General features: G+C 53.4%; 13 protein-coding genes. 6 read left to right on the forward strand and 7 right to left on the reverse strand.

All coding sequences use genetic code 11. The features are described from left to right. Window positions 1-10: 10 nt before the first annotated feature. Window positions 11-3,199, reverse strand: coding sequence for a non-ribosomal peptide synthetase (locus tag H6F94_RS20065; RefSeq protein ID WP_190804034.1), 3,189 nt, complete (start codon window positions 3,197-3,199; stop codon window positions 11-13). A gap of 433 nt (window positions 3,200-3,632) precedes the next feature. Here H6F94_RS20065 and H6F94_RS20070 point away from each other — a divergent pair, with 433 nt between their 5' ends. Next, on the forward strand, window positions 3,633-4,997 hold the full coding sequence (locus H6F94_RS20070) for a TldD/PmbA family protein (RefSeq protein ID WP_190804035.1): 1,365 nt from the start codon (window positions 3,633-3,635) through the stop codon (window positions 4,995-4,997). Between the two features lie 292 nt (window positions 4,998-5,289). Continuing rightward, window positions 5,290-5,736 carry a response regulator gene (locus tag H6F94_RS20075; RefSeq protein ID WP_190804036.1) on the forward strand — a complete coding sequence of 149 codons (447 nt, stop codon included), beginning with the start codon at window positions 5,290-5,292 and terminating at the stop codon, window positions 5,734-5,736. A gap of 22 nt (window positions 5,737-5,758) precedes the next feature. Here H6F94_RS20075 and H6F94_RS20080 read toward each other — a convergent pair whose 3' ends face one another. Together H6F94_RS20080 and H6F94_RS20085 are read right to left on the reverse strand one after the other, a co-directional pair. After that, a complete protein-coding gene (locus H6F94_RS20080; protein WP_190804037.1) occupies window positions 5,759-6,127 on the reverse strand; it encodes a Na-translocating system protein MpsC family protein in 369 nt (122 codons plus the stop codon). 220 nt (window positions 6,128-6,347) lie between these two features. After that, entirely contained in the window at window positions 6,348-6,716 is a 369-nt protein-coding gene (locus H6F94_RS20085) for a Na-translocating system protein MpsC family protein (RefSeq protein WP_190804038.1), read from the reverse strand. Between the two features lie 894 nt (window positions 6,717-7,610). Between H6F94_RS20085 and H6F94_RS20090 the strand changes: the two genes are divergently transcribed. Further along, window positions 7,611-8,036, forward strand: coding sequence for a response regulator (locus H6F94_RS20090; protein WP_190804039.1), 426 nt, complete (start codon window positions 7,611-7,613; stop codon window positions 8,034-8,036). 50 nt (window positions 8,037-8,086) lie between these two features. Here H6F94_RS20090 and carB read toward each other — a convergent pair whose 3' ends face one another. Then, window positions 8,087-11,368: a carbamoyl-phosphate synthase large subunit gene (carB, locus tag H6F94_RS20095; RefSeq protein ID WP_190804040.1), complete on the reverse strand. Its 3,282-nt coding sequence runs from the start codon at window positions 11,366-11,368 to the stop codon at window positions 8,087-8,089. A 606-nt stretch (window positions 11,369-11,974) separates the two neighbouring features. On the opposite strand from carB, the gene H6F94_RS20100 reads away from it, so the two are divergent. From H6F94_RS20100 to H6F94_RS20110, 3 genes are all read left to right on the forward strand, one after another. Next, window positions 11,975-13,474: a cyclic di-GMP-binding domain-containing protein, MshE-related gene (locus tag H6F94_RS20100; RefSeq protein WP_190804041.1), complete on the forward strand. Its 1,500-nt coding sequence runs from the start codon at window positions 11,975-11,977 to the stop codon at window positions 13,472-13,474. Between the two features lie 130 nt (window positions 13,475-13,604). Then, a complete protein-coding gene (locus H6F94_RS20105; RefSeq protein WP_190804042.1) occupies window positions 13,605-14,120 on the forward strand; it encodes an HNH endonuclease in 516 nt (171 codons plus the stop codon). Between the two features lie 196 nt (window positions 14,121-14,316). Then, window positions 14,317-15,588 (forward strand): DHH family phosphoesterase, encoded by a 1,272-nt coding sequence (locus H6F94_RS20110; protein WP_190804043.1) that lies wholly within the window; start codon window positions 14,317-14,319, stop codon window positions 15,586-15,588. A gap of 131 nt (window positions 15,589-15,719) precedes the next feature. On the opposite strand, the gene H6F94_RS20115 is transcribed toward H6F94_RS20110, so the two are convergent. From H6F94_RS20115 to H6F94_RS20125, 3 genes are all read right to left on the reverse strand, one after another. Then, window positions 15,720-18,614, reverse strand: a complete 2,895-nt coding sequence (locus H6F94_RS20115; protein WP_190804044.1) for a glycerol-3-phosphate acyltransferase — start codon at window positions 18,612-18,614, stop codon at window positions 15,720-15,722. 610 nt (window positions 18,615-19,224) lie between these two features. Further along, window positions 19,225-19,410, reverse strand: coding sequence for a 30S ribosomal protein S21 (gene rpsU, locus H6F94_RS20120; protein ID WP_190804045.1), 186 nt, complete (start codon window positions 19,408-19,410; stop codon window positions 19,225-19,227). A 63-nt stretch (window positions 19,411-19,473) separates the two neighbouring features. After that, the gene (locus tag H6F94_RS20125; protein ID WP_190804046.1) at window positions 19,474-20,109 is read right to left on the reverse strand and encodes a DedA family protein; all 636 of its coding nucleotides are present in this window, start codon (window positions 20,107-20,109) and stop codon (window positions 19,474-19,476) included. Between the last annotated feature and the right edge of the window lie 462 nt (window positions 20,110-20,571).

Below are 20,571 nucleotides of genomic sequence, written 5' to 3' on the forward strand. Positions count from 1 at the left end.
TTTTCCTGTTTCAAAATTCCACTTCCTCTCGCTCAGCCAACGAGAAGCTCATGGGTGATAAACCGTTGGTGGCCCACCCGACTGTTTCGATGTGTTCAGCCAAAGCCGCTGCACTGGGAGCCTCAAACAAAGCCTGTAGCGGTATCTCGACCTGAAGCACATCCCGCAGACGCGAGATTAGCTGTGTTGCTAGTAGCGAATGTCCGCCCAGAGCAAAGAAATTGTCGTGGATGCCTACTTGACCTTGGCCTAGCACCTCTGCCCACAACTGCACCAGGACAGCTTCTAATTCACTCTCAGGGACTCTGGCTGCCCCTTTCTCTGGTAGTTCTGAGCGCTCAGGTGCAGGCAAAGCCCGGCGATCGATCTTGCCATTTGCCGTCAGCGGCAGGGTCGCCAGTACCAACCAGCTACTTGGCAGCATGTACTTTGGCACTTGCTCTGCTAGTCGCTGCTGCAACTGCCGCACGACCTCGCGGCTCAGCTTGCCTTGCAAGGGATTGTTTGTGTATCTCTTTTGCTCGCTTCTTGCTGGAGCTGAGATACATACCGGATCCAGCGCTTGGCTTACAAAGAGCACATCGTAACTGCCATCAACTCGATCCGCTGTCCAGCTCACCTGCACCTGGTAGCCCAACTCCTCGCCCAGTTCCCACCAAACCTCCGGCTCCACCCCAGACTGGCGCAGCTTTTGCAGGGTCTCTCGCATCTGTCCAACTGTCCTGGGTCCCTTTTTAGCAGCTAGCCAGTCTGCCGTCCGAACAGCAGCGGCAACGCGCGCGTTAGCAACACCTCTGATGACCAACTGCGTTAGCTGTCCTTCGGTTAACTGCTGCCGCACAGCCAATGGGCTGGGCCCTGCTTCAGTCCACTGCTGCCATTCGATTTCGACAGAGCTATTCCTTCGGCTGCCAATGTGTAGCAGCACATCGTAGCGGAACTGGCTCAGCTCGTTGTGATGCCACCCCCGCTCTAGCTGCACCTCCACTCGCTCCACCCGCTCCCACTGCTCACCCAACCAACTAAACAAGTCTGGGTCTACCAACAGCTCCGCTTCCTCAAACACCTCCCGTTCCACTCGCTGCTGCAACTGCTCTCGGCTCATTGAGGCTGGCGCTTGCTCCAACTGCACCCACGACTGAAAAGCCTCCAGCAGTGGCAGGCTCCTCACATCTCCCACAAACACCACCCCTCCCTCGGCTGTCGCTGCCACCGCTCCTGACAGCACCTCCAGCAGATACTCCTGGCTGGGGAAGTGCTGCACCACCGAGTTGAGAATCACAGCATCAAAGCGCCCTGCCTCTATCCCCTCGAACTCGTGCGCTAGCCGGTTCAGCAACTTCACTTGCTTCAGCCCTCGCAGCCCCAACCGCTGCTGCACGTACTCCAGGCTCTGCTGCGAGAAGTCCGTCCCCCAATACTCTCGGCTCTGCGGCGCTAGCTCGAACAGCAGCAGACCGGTGCCGCAGCCGAGCTCCAACACTCGCTCCAGCTTGTGCTGACGCAACCGCTCCACTCGGTCTTCCAGCCACTGCTGCATCTGAGGCAGGGGAATGGCCTCGCCACTGCTGCTGTTCCAGCCGATGAAGTTGTGCTCTGATTCTGTCGCTGGGGTGAGGGGGCTGGCTTGTGCCTGCTCGTAGACCTGCTCGTACAACTGCTGCCACTGCTGTAGCTGCGCCTGGCTCTGGTCCTGATTCTGGCTGAGCGGGTCGAGGTGCAAGCTCAAGTAGGCCACCAACTGCGGCTGACCGGGCTGGTCTTCGCGCAGCAGCACGGCGGCCTCTCGCACGGCTGACCGTTGCCCTGCCCCTTGCCCTGCCTGCTCCCCTAAGTTTTGCAGGAGAAGGCTCTCTAGCTCGCCCGTCTCAATCCGATAGCCCCGCAGCTTCACTTGCTGATCCAGCCGACCGAGGAATTGCAGGCTGCCATCTGGCTGGTAGCAAGCTAAATCACCAGTTCTATACAGACGGTCGCCCGGCTCCTGGCTGAAGGGGTGGGGAACGAAGCGCTCTGCTGTGAGGTCAGGGCGGTTGAGGTAACCGCGAGCGAGGCTGGTTCCAGCGATGCACAGTTCCCCTGGCATGCCTACCGGTACCGGCTGCAACTGCTCATCCAGCACATATACTTTGACCTTGGCGATAGCTTGCCCCAGCGGTGGCTTGCCGCCATTTGGCACAACAGCAACAGTTGACCAAACAGTTGCTTCGGTCGGGCCATAAGCATTGAACAGCCGACGTCCAATAGACCAGCGCTCGGCGATTGCCTCAGAGCAGGCTTCTCCAGCCACGATCACGGTTTTGAGAGCTGGTAACTCGGCTGCGCTGAGCCGCGACAGGACGGCGGGCGGCAGAGTTACATGGGTGATCTCCCAAGTTCGCAATCGCTGCGCCAAGTCAGGCCCAGGTAACAGAGTATGTTTTGGCGCTAGGTAAAGTGCCGCGCCTGCGGTCAGGGCCATTGCGACTTCAAAGATTGAGGCGTCAAAGCTCAGAGAGGCGAATTGCAGAACCCGGTCACCCGGTTGCACCTGAAAAGTTTTCGCCTGAGCTTGAATCAAATTGCTCAAACCCTGATGCTGCACCAGAACACCCTTGGGTTTACCCGTTGAACCCGAGGTGTAAATTACATAGGCGAGATTGGCAGTTGTTTCGTTAGCCTCATTGAAAGTGAGGTTTTGGTTGCTCTGCTGCGCGATGGCCTGCCAGTCAGAATCTAAACAAACAACCTGCGCTCTGCCTGCTGCCTGCGCTTCACATATTGGTAAATGCTTCAAGTGCTGCTGCGTGAGTAAGAGAGGCACTCGCGCATCCTCAAGCATGAATTTCAAACGCTCTTGAGGGTAGCTGGGATCGAGCGGTACATAGGCACCCCCTGCTTTGAGAATGGCTAGTAAAGCCACGATCATCTGGACAGACGGTTCAAGGCAGAGACCAACGAGTACCTCTGGTCCAACTCCTAGCTGTTGTAGGTAATGGGCTAGTTGATTGGCGCGCCTATTTAATTCCTGATAGCTGAGTTGCTCATGATCAAAGGGCCCACCTTCAAACCGCACGGCCACAGCTTCGGGTGCTTGTTCTACCCAGGATTCAAACCAACGGTGCAGCTTCGTCTCTGCGCGCAACTGGGGGGCAATACCAGGGGCAACAATAGTTTCGCTCAAGGAATGGTCAGCAGAAAGTGCAGAGGCGATATGCAAATGACTCCTCCGCAAAGCTGCAATGAGGCGCTCGGTTTCGTTAGGAGGCTATCCCTTGTCTGCGGCTTAAACATCCATCGCAGAGGGGATGTCTGATATCCAGCATTAACATTGGCCTAGAAGCAGAATATTCTATTAAATTAGATGAATTTTCTACACTTTTTCTAACGTTTACACCCTTAAATTTCACACAGACTACTGAGGATTAAACCGGTGAAGAGCTGTGCCCTTTATCTGAAGGGTCTATGATATTCGGGTGATTATTTGCATAAGTTTCAGCTCAAACTAGTTAGCCACTCTTAGATAAGATGATGCTTTTTTGCGCTCAAAATGCTCGTTAGTTTAAGCAAAAATTTTCTAGAAAAATTCATCAAGCTATTTTCTATAAATTTCTATCTGGACCTGGCCCAGTTTGAAGGGGGAGAACACAGCAATGGTTATTGCAATTGATTCCGCTCAGAGCTTACCGACAGAAGATCAAGCACTGTCCCTAATCGAAGCAGTTATTGCCCAATCACAAGCCGAGGCAGTAGTGGTGAAGTTGACGGGCGGCGATTCGGCCCTCAGTCGCTTCTCCAGCAATCAAATGACCCAAAATATTAGCGAAACCAAGCTAACTCTTAGCGTTACCAGCCTCTTTGGTCATCGCAGCGCTACAGCTTCTACCACAGATTTAGATCCGGATACCCTTCGAGCAACCTTGAGGCGGTCTGAAGAGCTGGCTCAAGTGGCTCCCGAAGATCCAGAGTTTGTGCCGTTGTTAGAACCGCAAACCTACAATGCCGCAGTGCCAGCTTTCGATGCAGCTACTGCTAGTTCTTCGCCTCTAGTACGCGGCGAATGGGTGCAACAGGTCACCGCTTTAAGCAATCAAGCTGGGGTTGACGGTTCTGGAACCCTGAGTACAGAAGCCCGTTTGCGTGCAATTGGTAATAGCCGCGGTTTACGCGCCTGCGATCGAACAACGCTGGCTGAGTTTAGCTTTACAGCACGCACAGCAACCGGCTCCGGCTCCAGTTGGGGAACTCGAACCGCTTTTGCACTCGACCAGTTACCAATCACCGAGTTAACCGAACAACTGATTGAGCGCTCCCTACAATCGCGTCAACCTCGCGAATTGTCGCCGGGTCAATACCCAGTCATTCTTGATCCAGCAGCCTTTAGCTCCTTGCTACCTTGGGTGGCTTGGAATCTAGATGGGCGAGCAGCAGACGAGGGGCGCTCGTTTATGTCCCGAACCGATGACCAGGGAAAACCCGTGGGTAGCCGGGTCAGGGAGCCTTTATTCAGCCCTTTGGTCCAGGTTTATCGCGACCCTGCTCACCCCTTACTTCAGCTCGGTCACTTCTTCTTACAGGATGATGGTCTCAAAGCTGACCGTCTGGCGTTTATTGAGGCTGGCGTACCAGTCACTTTGGCCTACAGCCGCTACTGGGCACAGCAACAAGGCGTTGAAGCCACCGGTCCTTTGGCACCCCTGGTTATGACGGGGAGTGATCAGAGCCTAAACGACTTGATTGCCCAGACAGAGCGGGCAATTCTGATCAGCCGGGCTTGGTATGTACGCTACGTCAATCCCCGCACCCTGGTCGTCACAGGAATGACCCGTGATGGCACCTTCTGGATCGAAAATGGCAAGATTGTTTACCCAATCAAGAATCTGCGTTTCAACCAGAGCTTGCCCGAGATGTTGCAAGCAGTAGATGCCGTTAGTCAAGCTCAGCGGTTTGACAACAATGTCGTGCCCGGTGTACGGGTCAAAGCTTTCAATTTCACCAGTATCACCGATAGTATCTGAGGCCTACCCTCTCCACCAGCACCGGCTTTTAGGGCTTCAAGCCTTCAGCTCTTGCCTCAAATCTAAAATTTTTGTTAAAGTTCTGAGAAGTTCGAGTAGCATCGAGCAGCTCAACTGCCACTGGCTCGTTGGTCCTCTCCGGGTTTGCCACAAGGCGAGATCGAGAGGCTAACTCAGCAGCAGGGGACACGAGCCGAATCTCGCTGGTGCTTGTCCGACCGCCAGCGAACCGCCTCGTTGACTGCTTGAAGCATGTTTTTGACCACCTAGGACTTCCTAAGAGGAACGCAACATGAATCTGCATGTCTCTAAGTCCATCCGGCAGATTGTTGCAGGACAGCCGTTGATTCTAGTGGTGGAAGATGAGGAAGATAACCTGCTGTTAAGCACTCAGGCACTAGAGGTCTTTGGTTATTCCTACATTGGCGTCACAACTGGACAAGCAGCTCTATCGCTAACCCAGCAGTATCAGCCGGCTCTAATTCTGCTGGATCTGATTTTGCCTGACCTACATGGATTAGAGGTAGTGCAACGGCTGCGGCACAACCCGAAGACAGCTCACCTCCCCGTTGTCGCGTTGACTGCAATGGCAATGGTTGGCGATCGGGAGAAAGCCCTCAAAGCGGGGTGTAGTGACTATCTCAGTAAGCCTTATAGCCTGGACGATTTGGAGGCAGTCATCAACTGCCAACTCCAGCCAATACACTCAGGTCGTCAAGGCTACTTGACTCTCAAATAGCGCGCTCAAATAGAGGTCAAGGCTAACCCAATTGAACTTGAGGGGGCTGAGCTAGAACCACAATTGTAGCGGTGCGCCCTGTCTCCAATGTGGCGTTGCTCAGCAAATCGATGACGGGTACTCCCAAGACCTCTTCAATGACTGCTTTAAATTGAGGCTCCAATGCTTTTTGCACATCATTGCGAACCTTTTTGGCTAGTTCCTGTTGACCTGCATCAGCTAATAACTGAGTCGATGGCGTCAGTGAGTTTTCTAGAACAATTGCAACTTTGTCCTCAAAGAGATTGCAGAACACATTGCTAGGGCAATGCTCCAGATACTTTTGGTAAAAGATCTGAACACGCTGTGCTAGGAGACTTTCTAGTTGCTCTCGGGTTGGCAAAGATGACATAGTTTCCCACGGGGTGCTCCTGAGCGTCCTTCCTTCTGGGGGTTCAATCAAATACATTCAAACGAGACAGATCCCTAGAATCTTAAGTCTTTTTTGAGAATCGTAAGCTCTTACTAGAGGTAGTAATCAGTTATACAGAAATTACCTCTATTGAAGGATGAGGAAGAGTTGTCTGAAACTTACCTCAACCACAAGTTAGACTTCATTCGCGACTAATGAATCAACTGCCTCGCACTTGGGGAGGAGCCGAAAGAATGGCGATTGTTCCTGTGCGTCCTGTCTCTAAAGTTGCCTTGCTGAGAAGATCAACAACCGATACACCAACGACTTCCTCAATCAGCAACTTTAGCTCCGGTTGCAATGCTTCATCCAAGTCTTCGTGAACCTGCTCCGCTAGTTGCTCTTTGCCTGCACTAGCCAAGATCTGCTCAGGCTTAGTTAGTGAGTCTTCGAGAATGATCGCAATTTTCTCATCAAAAATATTGCAGATCACTTTACTGGGAGTGTGCTCTAGCTGGCTGCGATAGAGTGCCTGGATGCGTTGGGTTAGGGCCCGTTCAAGTTGGCCACGGGTAGGGGGCGGTTGCATAGGCTATGGCACCGGAGGCGGAAGGGGTTGCATATGCATTTAAGCAGAGGACTGCATCTCACCAGAGAAACATATGTACATCCATTTGTAAAGTATTATATCGCGATCTTAGTGAAAGTCAATTTCAGGTCATTGTCGCTATGAGCCTAATACCAAGCCTGATACCAGCCTAAGTGCTAGGAGCCCAACGGGCTTAGCGGGCTTACCGACCTTAGCTATTAATCAGCCTAAAGTTATGTAGTAGTGGTTACTTCTGACCGACAGAAGAGTTAACGCAGCGTAGCCAAAGTTATCGCTAGGTGGTGGCAATTCTATTAGAGTAATAGCTCAAAGGCAGACGCATACAGCGCTGAGCCTAAACTCAGAGGGGTAAGCCTTAGTTTCTAATAATTACTTTCGTAATTGCCTGACAGCCCGCTTAACCTCGGACCTAATGGTTAAGACCCAGGCTTAAGCACGTAGCTTCTGTATGACTCTGCGACCTTACCTGTTTAGAAATCTCTCCTGAAACTGTGTCATTAAATACTTGTTTGATAGGAGATTATGATGCGGGTGACACCCCAAGCAGCGCTACCGAGTCATCTCAATGGCTCAATGGATCAGGTGAATGTATTATGAATTAACTACCACATTTCATTGCAAAACTGTTGCAAAAGCTATTGTAATCTGGCAGTATTGTTACACTGCAAGGACTTTACAGCCGCATCGATAGTTGCTTCACCAGTTTGGGTAGAGTGTCTTCCTGAGAGTGTAATCGGAAGCCGAAATAGGTTGAAGCAGAATAAGTCGAGCCCGTCCGCTGACAGCGCCACACTTTGCCGCTCAGGGAATGCCTCGTTGCCTCAAGGTTGCCTCCACCAACCGTTGATTTCCCGAGTAGAGCATGAGCCGCGCATGGACTTCCAATCTCTTGTCACTATCCCTAAACAAACTGTGAGTGAGCAGTCGTTGGTCTTAGTAGTGGATGATGACGAGGACAATCGGCTGCTGAGCATCCACATTTTGGAATTGTTGGGCTACATCTGCATCAGTGCTGACAATGGCCATACAGCGCTGGAATTGAGCCAGCAGCATCGGCCTGCTTTGATCCTGCTAGACGTTGCCATGCCAGGCATGGACGGCTTGGCAGTGGTCGATCGTTTAAAACAAAACCCGCAAACGGCCACTATCCCTGTCATCGCTTTGACAGCAATGGCTATGGTCGGTGACCGAGAGCGGATTCTAAGGGCTGGCTTTGATGACTATCTCAGCAAGCCCTACGACTTAGTTGAATTAGAGCTAACGATCAATCGTCATCTCAGCTCATCCCCTATGCTTTAATTGCCAGTTAAGTGTCAAAGAATTACGCAGGGTTAGCTTTCTGAGCCCTTCTAAGAGCCTTTAACAGCATAATCTTGCAGTGCTTTGACCTCCAGTTCGCCACTTTGAATGGCTCGAATTCCTGCCGCCGTTGCCCTAGCTCCAGCCATAGTGGTCACAATTGGGATCTTATAGGTAAGCGCCGTACGACGAATCAACCGGCCATCCAGCCGCGCCTCTTCACCAGAGGGGGTGTTGATAATCAACTGAATCCAGGCGTTCTTCATCCAGTCGAGCACGTGGGGCCGTCCCTCATGCAGCTTGAGCACTTGCAAGACCTCTAACCCCTGGCTCTGCAAATACTTCTGGGTTCCCTCCGTGCACACCACCCGAAAACCCAGTTCTAGAAAGTCTTTGACTACACCAACTGCCAGCGGTTTATCTCGGTCGTTGACTGAGACAAAAACCGTACCTTCTACCGGTAGCGTTTGGCCCGCACCCAGCTGAGATTTGGCAAAAGCCCGTCCGAAATCGCTATCGATGCCCATGACTTCCCCAGTCGAGCGCATCTCCGGCCCTAATAAAGTGTCGGTACCTGGAAATTTGGCAAAGGGCAAAACTGCTTCTTTGACTGCAATATGAGCCGGGATAATCTCTTGAGTAAAGTTCAGCTCAGCCAGGGTTTTACCCGACATAATCAGTGCTGCCAGACGGGCTAAGGGCAGCCCAATCGCTTTGCTGACAAACGGCACGGTACGCGAGGCGCGAGGGTTGGCCTCCAGGATATACACCTGGTCACCCTGCACAGCGAATTGGATGTTCATCAGCCCCAACACCTTCAAGCGCTTCGCCAGCCGCACCGTCCATTCGCGAATCGTATCTAGGACCGGCTGAGTCAGTGAGTAGGCAGGTAGAGCACAGGCTGAATCTCCCGAGTGGATGCCAGCCTGCTCGATGTGCTCCATAACGCCGCCGATCACTACTTGCCCAGTTGCATCGGCAATCGCGTCAACATCCACCTCGATCGCGTTTTCCAGGAATTTGTCAATCAGGATTGGGTGCTCTGGCTCCACCTGAACCGCATAGGTCATGTAGCGATCTAACTCAGCATCAGAGTAGACAATCTCCATCGCACGGCCCCCCAACACATAGCTCGGGCGCACCACTACGGGATAGCCAATGCGTTGGGCTACTCGCAGAGCTTCATCGTAGGTACGAGCCAGGCCATTGGCAGGCTGCACAATCTCTAGCTCGCGTAGAATCGCCTCAAAGCGCTCTCGGTCTTCGGCAATGTCAATCGAGTCAGGCGAGGTACCCCAGATCCGGGTTTCGGGGGTGGAGGATTGAGGGTTAGAGTCATCGTTCTCCTGCCCCTGTTTCTTGGCGTCCAAGTATCTCTGCAAGGGCAGGGCCAGTTTGAGCGGAGTTTGACCGCCGAACTGCACAATCAGCCCCTCAGGCTGCTCCGCCTCAATGATGTTGAGAACGTCTTCTTTGGTCAGCGGTTCAAAGTACAGCCGGTCGCTAGTGTCGTAGTCAGTAGAAACCGTTTCTGGGTTGGAATTGACCATGATGGTTTCGAAGCCATCCTCGCGCAAGGCGTAGGACGCATGGCAGCAGCAGTAGTCAAACTCAATGCCTTGCCCAATGCGGTTGGGACCACCTCCCAGAATCATCACCTTGCGCTTGGTCGAGGGCCGAACCTCGGACTCATCTTCGTAGGTGGAATAGTGGTAGGGGGTTAACGCTTCAAACTCAGCAGCGCAAGTGTCAACCGTCTTGTAGCTGGGTATCACGCCCAGGCTCTTGCGGTATTGCCGCACTTCATCTTCGCTGGACTTAGTGGCAAAGGCGATCTGACGGTCACTAAAGCCGAGGCGTTTGACTTCGCGCATCTGGTCGAAATCGATTTCTTGAAGGCTTTTCTTCAGCGATTTCTCAGTGGCGATAATTTCCTGAAACTTGTCTAAGAACCAGGGGTCAATGCCAGTCAGCTCATAAATGTCCGATGGATCCATGCCCATCATTAAGGCGTGGCGCACGATGAAGATGCGTTCAGGATTGGGCGTGCGCAAACCGGAGCGTAACTGCTCCAAGCTGGGGATTTTCTCGCTACGGTCACAGCCAAAACCAAAGCGCCCAGTTTCTAGCGAACGCAAGGCTTTTTGGAAGGACTCACAGAAGGTACGCCCAATTGCCATCGCCTCGCCCACCGATTTCATTTGGGTGGTCAATACTGCTTCCGAGCCGGGGAATTTCTCAAAGGCAAAGCGCGGAATCTTGGTGACGACGTAGTCGATGCTGGGTTCGAAGCTAGCAGGCGTCTTCTTAGTAATGTCGTTAGGAATCTCGTCCAGGGTATAGCCTACGGCTAGCTTGGCCGCAAACTTGGCAATCGGGAAGCCGGTTGCTTTGGACGCTAAGGCCGAGCTGCGCGACACCCGAGGATTCATCTCGATGACGATCACTTCACCATCGACTGGGTTCACAGCGAACTGAATGTTGGAGCCCCCGGTTTCCACACCGATTTCACGGATGATGCGGATCGAGTAATCGCGCAGACGCTGATATTCCTTATCGGTCAGAGTCTGAGCCGGGGCAACGGTGATCGAGTCGCCGGTGTGCACTCCCATCGGATCTAGGTTTTCGATTGAGCAAACGATCACGACATTGTCCGCAAGATCGCGCATCACCTCCAGCTCGTATTCTTTCCAACCTAGTAGGGACTGTTCGACCAGAATTTGGCTCATCGGGCTGGCATCTAAGCCAGCAGCAGCGATTTCCTCAAACTCAGAGCGGTTATAGGCAATGCCGCCGCCGGTTCCACCCATCGTGAAAGCAGGGCGGATGATCAGGGGATAAGTGCCGATAGTTTGAGCGACCTCTTGCGCCTCCGCCATGGTGCTGGCGAGCCCTGAGGGACAGACCCCCACGCCAATGCGCTCCATTGCTTCCTTGAACAGCTTGCGGTCCTCGCCCATTTCAATGGCTGAGAGCTTGGCACCGATCAGTTCCACGCCGTAGCGCTCCAACGTGCCATTCTTAGCCAAGGCAACTGCCAGATTCAGAGCAGTCTGTCCGCCCATCGTGGGCAAGAGAGCATCTGGACGCTCCAGCTCAATCACCTTGGCCACCATCTCGGGTGTGAGCGGTTCAATATAGGTACGGTCAGCGGTGGCCGGATCGGTCATGATCGTGGCCGGATTCGAGTTGATTAAAACCACCTCATAGCCTTCTTCGCGCAGAGCCTTGCACGCCTGATTGCCAGAGTAGTCAAATTCGCAAGCCTGGCCGATCACAATCGGGCCAGAGCCGAGCAGCAGGATTTTGTGGATGTCAGTTCTACGCGGCATAGCAATAGAGGAAAGAATTGAGGCAGGCGTTCAGCACCAGAAGGCACCGTCTATTGTGACACTCGGAAACCGACTTAGGAGTTTCACTGTGTCAGCACTGGTTGATTTTGGCCGTAGGCTGTGTCATTAACGACCTACTAGTATGCAAAACTCTAAAAATCACGTATAAAACACGTAGGCTTGAAAGCAATTAGCCGGCCCGGTTTACTTTTTGAAGCGGGCGGGTGGCTGCATTGCTCGCTGGGTCTGGAAGCAGGCCAATGGCCAAACAGAGGTGCATCTCAGATTCGCTACGCCATCTGTTAGTTAAGTCTCAGCTAACACCACTGCGGAGCAGGGACCCCACGGTAAATGCGAACTGGAGCGTTCATTGACTACCTAAGAGCATCAGCCGCACTGATCGGTTGCTCGGCTTGGCTGTAAGTGCTCTACCCGTTGTCCATCACCCGTTTCTTGTGCCAGACTCCCACGCATCAGGCTCCATATTGGTTCCCTTCTGATGCGTTTGGGTGATGGCCCCCTGTGTTCTAAGAGCTTTAGTAATCTAGAAGCTTTTCAAACAAGGTGTTTGAGCCTTGGAAATCCTGCTTTTAAGCCTAGCTGAGTATGAAGTATTCAGGTGCACCCGATCCGAATTTTGTGCCAGAGGGCGACTGGTTTGCTGAAGCAGTCAAGCGACCGCTAAACTACAACCTGCCGATTCCTTCAGTCGATCGCACGGTCAATATCTTGTTGGCCATGCCACCAGGAGCAATTCAGCGGACCCTAGAGAGCGAACTGGTTCGTCGCGGTTACCGGCCCATTTTGGTCAGCAGGGCCGACCAACTGCTGGGACTTCTTCAGGTGTATCCATCGCGATTGTTAATCCTCGACCGGCTGGCAGGAGTAGCCAACCCCTACATTTTTTGCAAGGAGTGTCTAGCACTTCATCCATCACTGAATATTCTGCTGCTAGTCGATCAGCTGACTAATCCCAAAGATGCACGGCGATTGATGGCTCTGCGCTTCGGTGCTCTGGACATGGTCAGTCGAGACGAGGCTCACATTGGGCGACTGGTTGAACGCATTGAGGTCTTGATTCAGCCTCCCAATCCAGTTAATGAGTCAGCCCCTGAAAGCGAAGCTCAGAAAAGCGAAGGAAAAACGGACGATCCAACTCCTGCGCTGCTAGAACCAAACAGGCCAGGACAGGGAAAGCGCTTGCTCACCTGGTTCTCCAGCATGGTCGAAGCTCTGCAACGTCCCATTCGCAAACGCGAAGGCGATGTGGAGACTTTACCCAATGATGAATCCCAAAAAATTGGCGCTCGTTTAGTCAACCGCAAATTGATCACCGAAGAGCAACTAGCAATGGCGCTACAGGAGCAAAAAATCCTGGGTCTCAAGCTGGGTGAAGTGTGTATCTACGCCGGATGGCTTTCTTATGCGGATTTGCTGTTGGTCCTGGACCGTCCTCAGCATTTGCTGGGCCAAATTTTGGTTTCTAGTGGCTATTTGAGCTTTGCTCAATTGCGTCTGGCTCTTCAAGAACAGCAGGAGACCCAGCAGCATTTGGCAACGATTATTCATAACCATCACTGGGTCAGCAAAGAAGTATTGGTGCAAGCGCTGCACGAACAACAACGGTTGCAGCAGCTAGACATCACAAAAGACAAAACGGATTACAAAGTCGCCGAAGACCTGGAAGCTGCGCCGGACCTGACTACGCCGCCTCTAGAGGACAAAGACCTTGACGATTGGATTAATCTGACTGCTCGCCGAGCCAGTATTTTGTACAGCCGTAACCAGCTCGACGAAGCCAGCAAGTTATTGCAAGCAGGTTTGGCCCGCTCCCCGAAACATCCAGGCTTGCTGCTGGGCTACAGCGTAGTTCTGAGCCGTCAGGGACAGTTCGCTCAAGCCGCTAGACTGCTGGAAACTCTAACCAGAGTACAGCCTGAATCTGCTGCAGCTTTAACTCTACTGGGGACAGTGAGCCTGTCGCTCCAGGATCGGCCTCGGGCACGACAAGCCTACGCCAGAGCTTATGTCTTATTGAGTAAGCAAAAGCGGACCGCTGAAGCCAGCCGCATTCGTCAAGTCATTGAGCAGCTTGAGCCCAAGTGATACGGCCCAAGATGCCAGTTTTAAGGGCCAGTTTTGGATGAAAGAAAAAGAAACAGATCCCAGGTACAGAAGGTGCTGTGCTAGCATCTGTAGCAATGCCTGACCTGAATAAAGTACCTGTGAAGTATTTATGGGCAAGGTCCTGGTTCTGAACGCCTCTTACGAACCGTTAAACATCACGAATTGGCGTCGAGCCGTGGTCTTGCTGATTAAAGGTAAGGCAGAGCAGGTTGAGCACAATGGCAAGTACGTCTACCCTGAGTTTCCGATTCCGACCGTAATTCGCTTGCGCGCCTATGTGCGGGTGCCCTACAAGGAAATTCCCCTAACCCGGCGCAATCTTTTACACCGCGATAGCCACACCTGTCAGTATTGCAGCTATACCGGGGACGATTTGACCCTAGACCATGTCATTCCCCGCTCACGTGGCGGTGGCGATGTCTGGGAGAACGTGGTCACGGCTTGTGTGCGCTGCAATGTCAAGAAAGGCAGCCGCACGCCCAAGGAGGCCAATATGCCTCTGTTGACGTCGCCGCGAAGGCCGCATAGTGGTCTCTACTTCGAGGTGACTAAACACTTACGAAGCGGTGTGCATCAAGAGTGGCGCAAGTACGTGATTGGTATGGACCCCCCGGCAGCAGGATGAGCGCGGGGGGTTTTGCGTTCTAATCCGTGCTTTGTGCAGGCGTTCTCTAACGCATGTTCTCTAAGGCAATTAACGCAATTAGAGGTCAGCAGTGCTACAGTCAGCTTCTCCACCTCCAGATACACACTTCGATCGGTTTTCTTGCGAGAATTGAATAACCAAGGGTATTCTCCTTCGGTTTCCCTGTTGTTTCTATATGCCCTCTGATCACTTATTTCAAACTGCAACGCTTATCCACGACCCTGAAGTAGACTTGCAAAGCTCAGTTCTTGAGAATTCCCTGCCAACAGCGACTCACGATACAGTCGCTAGCGTGAGCAATGGCAGAGCAATTCGCAAGCCTGATGTCAAGCAGGAACACTTGCGGGTCGATCAGCTACGCCGCACGCTAGAGCAGCACCAGGGTGACCGACATCTAGTTGTGTTACAGGATTTTCCAGACCCCGATGCGCTTTCCTGTGCTTGGGCTTACCAGCTGATTGCAGAGCAATTCGATATCAAGTGCGACCTGGTTTACGCTGGTACCGTTAGCCACCAGGAAAACATCGCGCTAGTCAAGCTGACTGGCTTGCCCGTTCAGCGCTGGAATCTTCAGGTCAACCGCAACCGAGACCTATCGACCTACCAAGGTTGTGTGTTCCTAGATAACCAGGGCACTACCAGCCAAATTACGCCTTTGATCAAACAGGCAGGGCTGCCAGCAGTGGTGATTGTTGACCACCATGCCCTCCAGAACGAAGTCGAAGCAGAGTTCACTGACATTCGCCCAAGCAGTCGTGCAACCGCTACAATCTTCGCCCAGTACCTCCAGCTAGGTTTACTAGACCTCAACAGCAGCATCAGTGAGCACACCAAGTGTGCAACGGCCTTGATGCACGGTCTGCGCTCCGAAACCAACCAACTGATGTTGGCTCAAGAGGCTGATTTTGCTGCCGCTGCCTATCTCAGTCGCTTCTACGATGCCCAACTGCTCAACGCTGTTCTGCAATCCCGTCGCTCCAAGCGGGTGATGGATGTGATAGAGCGGGCATTGAAAAATCGGGTACTCCACAACAACTTCTCAGTTTCGGGCGTAGGCTACCTGCGCTACGACGACCGGGATGCCATTCCCCAAGCCGCTGATTTCCTGCTCACCGAGGAGAACGTCCACACAGCTGTTGTTTATGGCATTGTCCACGATGAGGGCGATGCTGTGGAAGTCGTAATGGGCTCGCTGCGCACTGATAAAATCACGCTCGACCCCGACGAATTTATCAAAGAGGCGTTCGGGCAAGACACACAGGGCCGCTTCTTTGGAGGAGGCCGTTCTCAAGCCGGTGGTTTTGAGATTCCGACAGGCTTCTTGGCGGGGAGTAACGACAATCCGAAATATGCCAGCTTGAAGTGGGATGTCTACGATGCTCAAATCAAGCAGTCCTTGGCCCATCTAGTGAACCCAGAGAAAGGCGAAATCATCTGGAAGCCCTAGTTGCTCCAGGTGCCTGTGCCCTAGTCTGAGACACTTTGCAAAAACTAAACTTGCCTTCTAAAGACTGGAGGCAAGTTTGAGTGCATCTAAGGGCAGCAGAACAGAGTCAGCCTCAAAACTAGAACCTCTTCCTAGAGCAGCTCTACAGTGCCACTGGTGCCATCCACGCGCACTTGCTGTCCATCTCGGAGGCGCTGCGTTGCTCCGGCGATGTCCATTACGGCTGGAATGCGATACTCGCGAGCCACAATTGCACCGTGGGAGAGGCGCCCCCCCACTTCTGCGATTAAGGCACCTGCCTGTGCCAGCAAAGGAGCCCAGCCGGAGTCGGTATAGGGCACCACAAGGACGGTTTCGCGACTCACGCTCACTTCCATTGCCTCGCTTAGATTGCGCAGCACTCGGACTGTGCCCGTAAACTGTCCAGCGCTGGCCCCAATGCCCCGAAGCACTGTTCCCTGGCTCTCAAGGGGTTGGCGCGAAGCCTCTAGGTCGGGCATTGGAACCGTGTTGCCATAGACCAAATTGGGTGGGGTGAAATGGGCATCCTGCTTGAATTGCTGACGGCGCTCCGCCACCCGTGCGGTCAAATCTGAGTCTGCCGCCCGTACTGCGGCTCGAACTTCTTCTAGAGTCAGGAAGAAAATGTCCCCCGCTTGCGCCAAACGCCCCTCGCTGAGCCACTGAGCTTCTATGGCTACGAAACAGGCCCGCAGGTGGGCCAGCAGACGGCTATAAACCTCAGTGATCCGACCCTTTAGCTGCGAACGAACCTGACCCGTTTGCCATAGCCAGGAGCCTGATTTTGGCGAAGATGTAGAGCCAGTGGGTGTAGGGGCTGGATTGCGAACCGCGCTGAGGAGAAGTTGACGCAGGGGTTCTGGCTGCTCACGCCAAGTAGGTACTGCGATATCAGTGCCCACTTCGCTGAGATAGCCATAGCGATTCAGAAAAGCATCAAACTGGCGCAAAACCGCTTGTCCCTCGGGGTTGTGCTGCAAACGAGCCCAGAGCTTCTGAGCACTGAGATTCTCAGTTAACGCCTCAGAGACCACAGCCAAGTTGCGAATCTCAGCGGCTAACTGGGATAACTCTCGCAACGCCATGACCTCTGGCGTTTGGTCACCGCTCAGCTGGTTATCAGGGATGCGCAGGAGCTTGCAGCGGAGCGCCAAACTCAAGGGGGCCAGGATGCTGTAGTAAGTGGCTCGCTGCAGCACGACCAGAATTTGCTCGACTTGCGCTAGCCAGACCTGAGCTGTTTGCGGACGAGCTTGCTCTAATTGCTCCAAAGTGGGTATGAATAAACGGCGGTCATCCCGCTTGAAGTCACGCACTAGAGCCAGCTCGCGGCTCACTAGACGCAGCAGACCTGGTACATTTCTGAGCGTAGAACCCAGAGGTGGACGGCCGAAGGAAGCGGAGCCCGAACTGCGGGTGAGAAACTCCAGGCTCTCAGCTGGCAGCCCCATGCGCTGAAACAACTGCCCTAAGAGCGTGACGTTGAAGTAAGCCTGCGAGCGGTGCAGTGTAGCCGTTTCGTTAAAATCCAGTCCTTGCGCTCGTTCTGCCAAAACCAACGTGAATAGCTCGCCCCAAACTCCACAGGTGAGGGGTCGGTTCACAGACCAGGTTAGAGGTCGGATCAGACCTGGAATGACTTCAGCGGCAATACGACGAGTCCAGATCGGCAGCAGTGTCGTCACGGGGCGCGCTTGTAAGACCCAGAGTTGCTGACCATCCCAAGTCCACTCAATGTCCTGCGGCACACCAGAGGCTTGAGACTCTAATGCCTGGGCTAGCTGAGCTACTTGTTGCAACAGCTCAGTAGAAGGTTCCTGAATTGTTGGAGGTGTAGCGGTTTGACTGCTCTGGACCTCGCCTTTAAACACTCGATAGCGCAGGGGAGTTACCTGGCCTGAAACTACCTGGGCTGCACCACCCGGTAAAGTCTCGATCGCTACGCCGTCCCTACCATCTACAGGATCGCGACTGAAGGCGACCCCGGAGAACTGACCGCGCACCTGCTGTTGCACCAGCAGGGCCATGCTCTCCTCAGCAACCCCGAGATCTTGGCGGTAGCGCATGGCTTCAGGCTGGTGGTAAGAAGCTAAACAACGAGCCACCGCTTCCCGCAATTCCTGCCGGTTGGTGACGTTGAGGATGCTTTCGTACTGACCAGCTGCCGAGGCAGATTCAGAGTCTTCACCAACCGCTGAGGAGCGCACCACCAGGGGTGACTGTACGGTGGGCTGCAAGTACTCCACCAACATTTCCACGTCATCACCAGGAGCAAGCACCCAGCCCATCGGCACGGCATAGCCCTGACGCTTCAGCTCAGATAATCGAGCCGCTTTTGCTCCTACCTTCTTGGCCTCTAGAGGCTGATCCAAGGTCTGTAGAGCGCGGCTAGCCTGGAAGAAACGAAAGATCCGGCTAGAGTCGGGCTGACTGTTGTTTGCTTGCAAGTCCAGATCGTCAGGAAGACGTTGATAAAGCCAATAGATTAAGCCTGCTAGAGCCGCCGCTGCCAGAACTTCCGAGCTAGGGTGAGCCAGCAAAGCCGTTAGCAACGGAAATAGTACCAGCACCAGCAGACGTCCTGAGGTGCGCTCACGCACTAAGGTGAAGCCGATGCCGCCAATCACGGTCGTGAGTAGGGCTACTCGCCAGTCATAAGCCACATAACCCCAAACCACATTAGTGATGCCTCCCCCCTGACCCAGCCAGTAGCGCCCCATGACTAAGGCAATTAAAGCCAGCAACTCCCAGGTGGGGTCAAGCCCGAAAGCCCGAGCTAGGAGCACGGCACCCACTCCCTTAAATGCCTCTGCTAAGACGGTCAGGACTCCAGGCAAGGTGCCGCCGTGGTAGAAAGCTGCCGACACACTGACGTTACCCGTGCCTAATTTGCGCAACTTCTTGCCGCTACACAGTCTCACGGCCCAGGCTGCTGCAGGGATCCCCCCTAGAAGGGGACAGCCAATTAGTAAAACCAGCGCCCCCCAGACTTGCATCAGTGTCATGCGTCAGCTCGCTTGTCTGCGTCTACCCTACCCATCACCCTAGCGCTCCCTGAGCGCCAATGCGCAGCAGCATTGGGTGAGCAAAGACAACTGGAGTCTTCAAATTTTTCCTAAAGCTAATCTCCAGAAGCCGAGCAGGCATTCTAGGAGGTCCAAACCCTCGGAATCAGACCTCTTTCTAGAACTCTACTTCGACGAGAAACTTCTCTAGGCAGGAGCGTCAAAGTCCGACGATCCCTAATTTTGAAGCATCACATCCTAACAGATTGACTATTGCGTTTCTACACAGTCTTACCGAAATTAGCTTCTGGTTTTTAGCCACGAACTTCTCAATCTCAACCGGCCAAATTCATCTGGCAATTCACCTGGCCCAAGTCACCGATTTGCACATCCAAGGAAGGTTTTCAAAACAGTTTTTTAGACTGAAATCGAAGTGTTCTGGGCCATCTTGATTACCTGAGCGGAGGATAACGACGCTGTGTCAAACAGACCCCGAAGCTTCTAGGTCAAACCTGACACAGGCAGTCAAGACAGCGCAAAGAAGTGGCCCAACCGAATGACTCGCGGACCACCTGCGCCTGGGTATTCAGTTTTGGGTGGCTGCATGTAGCTAGCCGCGACCTGCTCTACTTCGTCGCTGGGCGTTTTTGGCCTTGCGTCTGCGCTTCTCAGCAGGGGTTTCAAAGTGACGGGTGCGCTTGATATCAGCAAACAAGCCCGCTTTGAGGATTTTGCGCTTGAACCTGCGGAGGGCAGATTCAATTCCTTCGTTTTCGCCTACGGTGATTTGAGTCATTCCTCATTTTAGCAGGCGTGTTTGAAGCTGGGCAGGGCTTTCAGCCACATTAGAGCAGACATATCAAGGCAAAGGTTCTCCGGAACCTGTCTGAGCTAGGTGCTGGCGCCAGCGCGAAACAGCGAGCCAACCGACCACCAGCAACAGAATCAAGCCACCAAGTTGCGCACTCCAAGCCACCAGCTTCTCTAAGGGCACCAGTGCGCCCACGAAGTAAGCCAGACTTACCGTTAGTGCTCCCCACACCAACGCACCAGCGGCGTTAAACACGAGGAAGCGACGGTAGGGCATCTGGGCAATGCCGGCCATCGGTCCAGCAAAAATCCGCAGTAACGCAACAAACCGACCAAAGAAGACGGCTTGGTCGGCATTTTCGTTGAATTTAGTGCGGGCTTTTTCCAGTTCTTCAGGCCCCAACTTAAAGACCCGACCAACTTTGACCAGCAGCGGCCAGCCGCCCCAGGCTCCCAACCAGTAGCCGACGTTATCACCCAGAATGGCACCAGCCGTGGCGCTAAGCATCACCAGCCAGTAATTGAGATCACCGTTACCGGCTAGGAAGCCACCCACTAGCGTAATTGTTTCGCCAGGAACGGGAATTCCAGCATTTTCTAGTAGAATGCCGCAGAAGACAGTCCAGTAGCCATATTGCTGAGCAAGTTCCTGGATGGTTTCTAAAGTCAAAAACTCGAAGGACATTCAGGGCGCCTGCCTTTGAAATGATGGGGGCATTAATAAATTGTTACTTGTCCTCATCTTTGCCTGAGTACCCTGGTGTGTCAACTGTGTCTTCTGTTACTACTCCCATGATAGTTAACCGCAGAAACAAAAACCCCCCGGAGACCCGGGAAGGGTTTCTGGGGGTGAATCAGGGTGCATCTACCACTCATTCCTTCTAGGAAGGACCATCTCGTCCGGAAACTCAACAACGGCAGGCCGATTTCTTTGAGGACCGGTTGCGCCTCAGTTTCTAGGGGACGCGACGGTGGCACAACAGGAGTCCATGTCTCCTACAGCGGCCAACCCACTTAAAGTGCCCAATATCAGCGCCAAAAAATAAAAACCCCCCGAAAGTCCAAGGACTCTGGGGGTGAATCAGGGTGCATCTACCATTCCTTCCTTCTAGGAGGACAACTCCCATCAGGACGGCTAGCATCCAAA

The organism is Leptolyngbya sp. FACHB-261, assembly GCF_014696065.1.
In the GTDB taxonomy this organism is placed as follows: domain Bacteria; phylum Cyanobacteriota; class Cyanobacteriia; order FACHB-261; family FACHB-261; genus FACHB-261.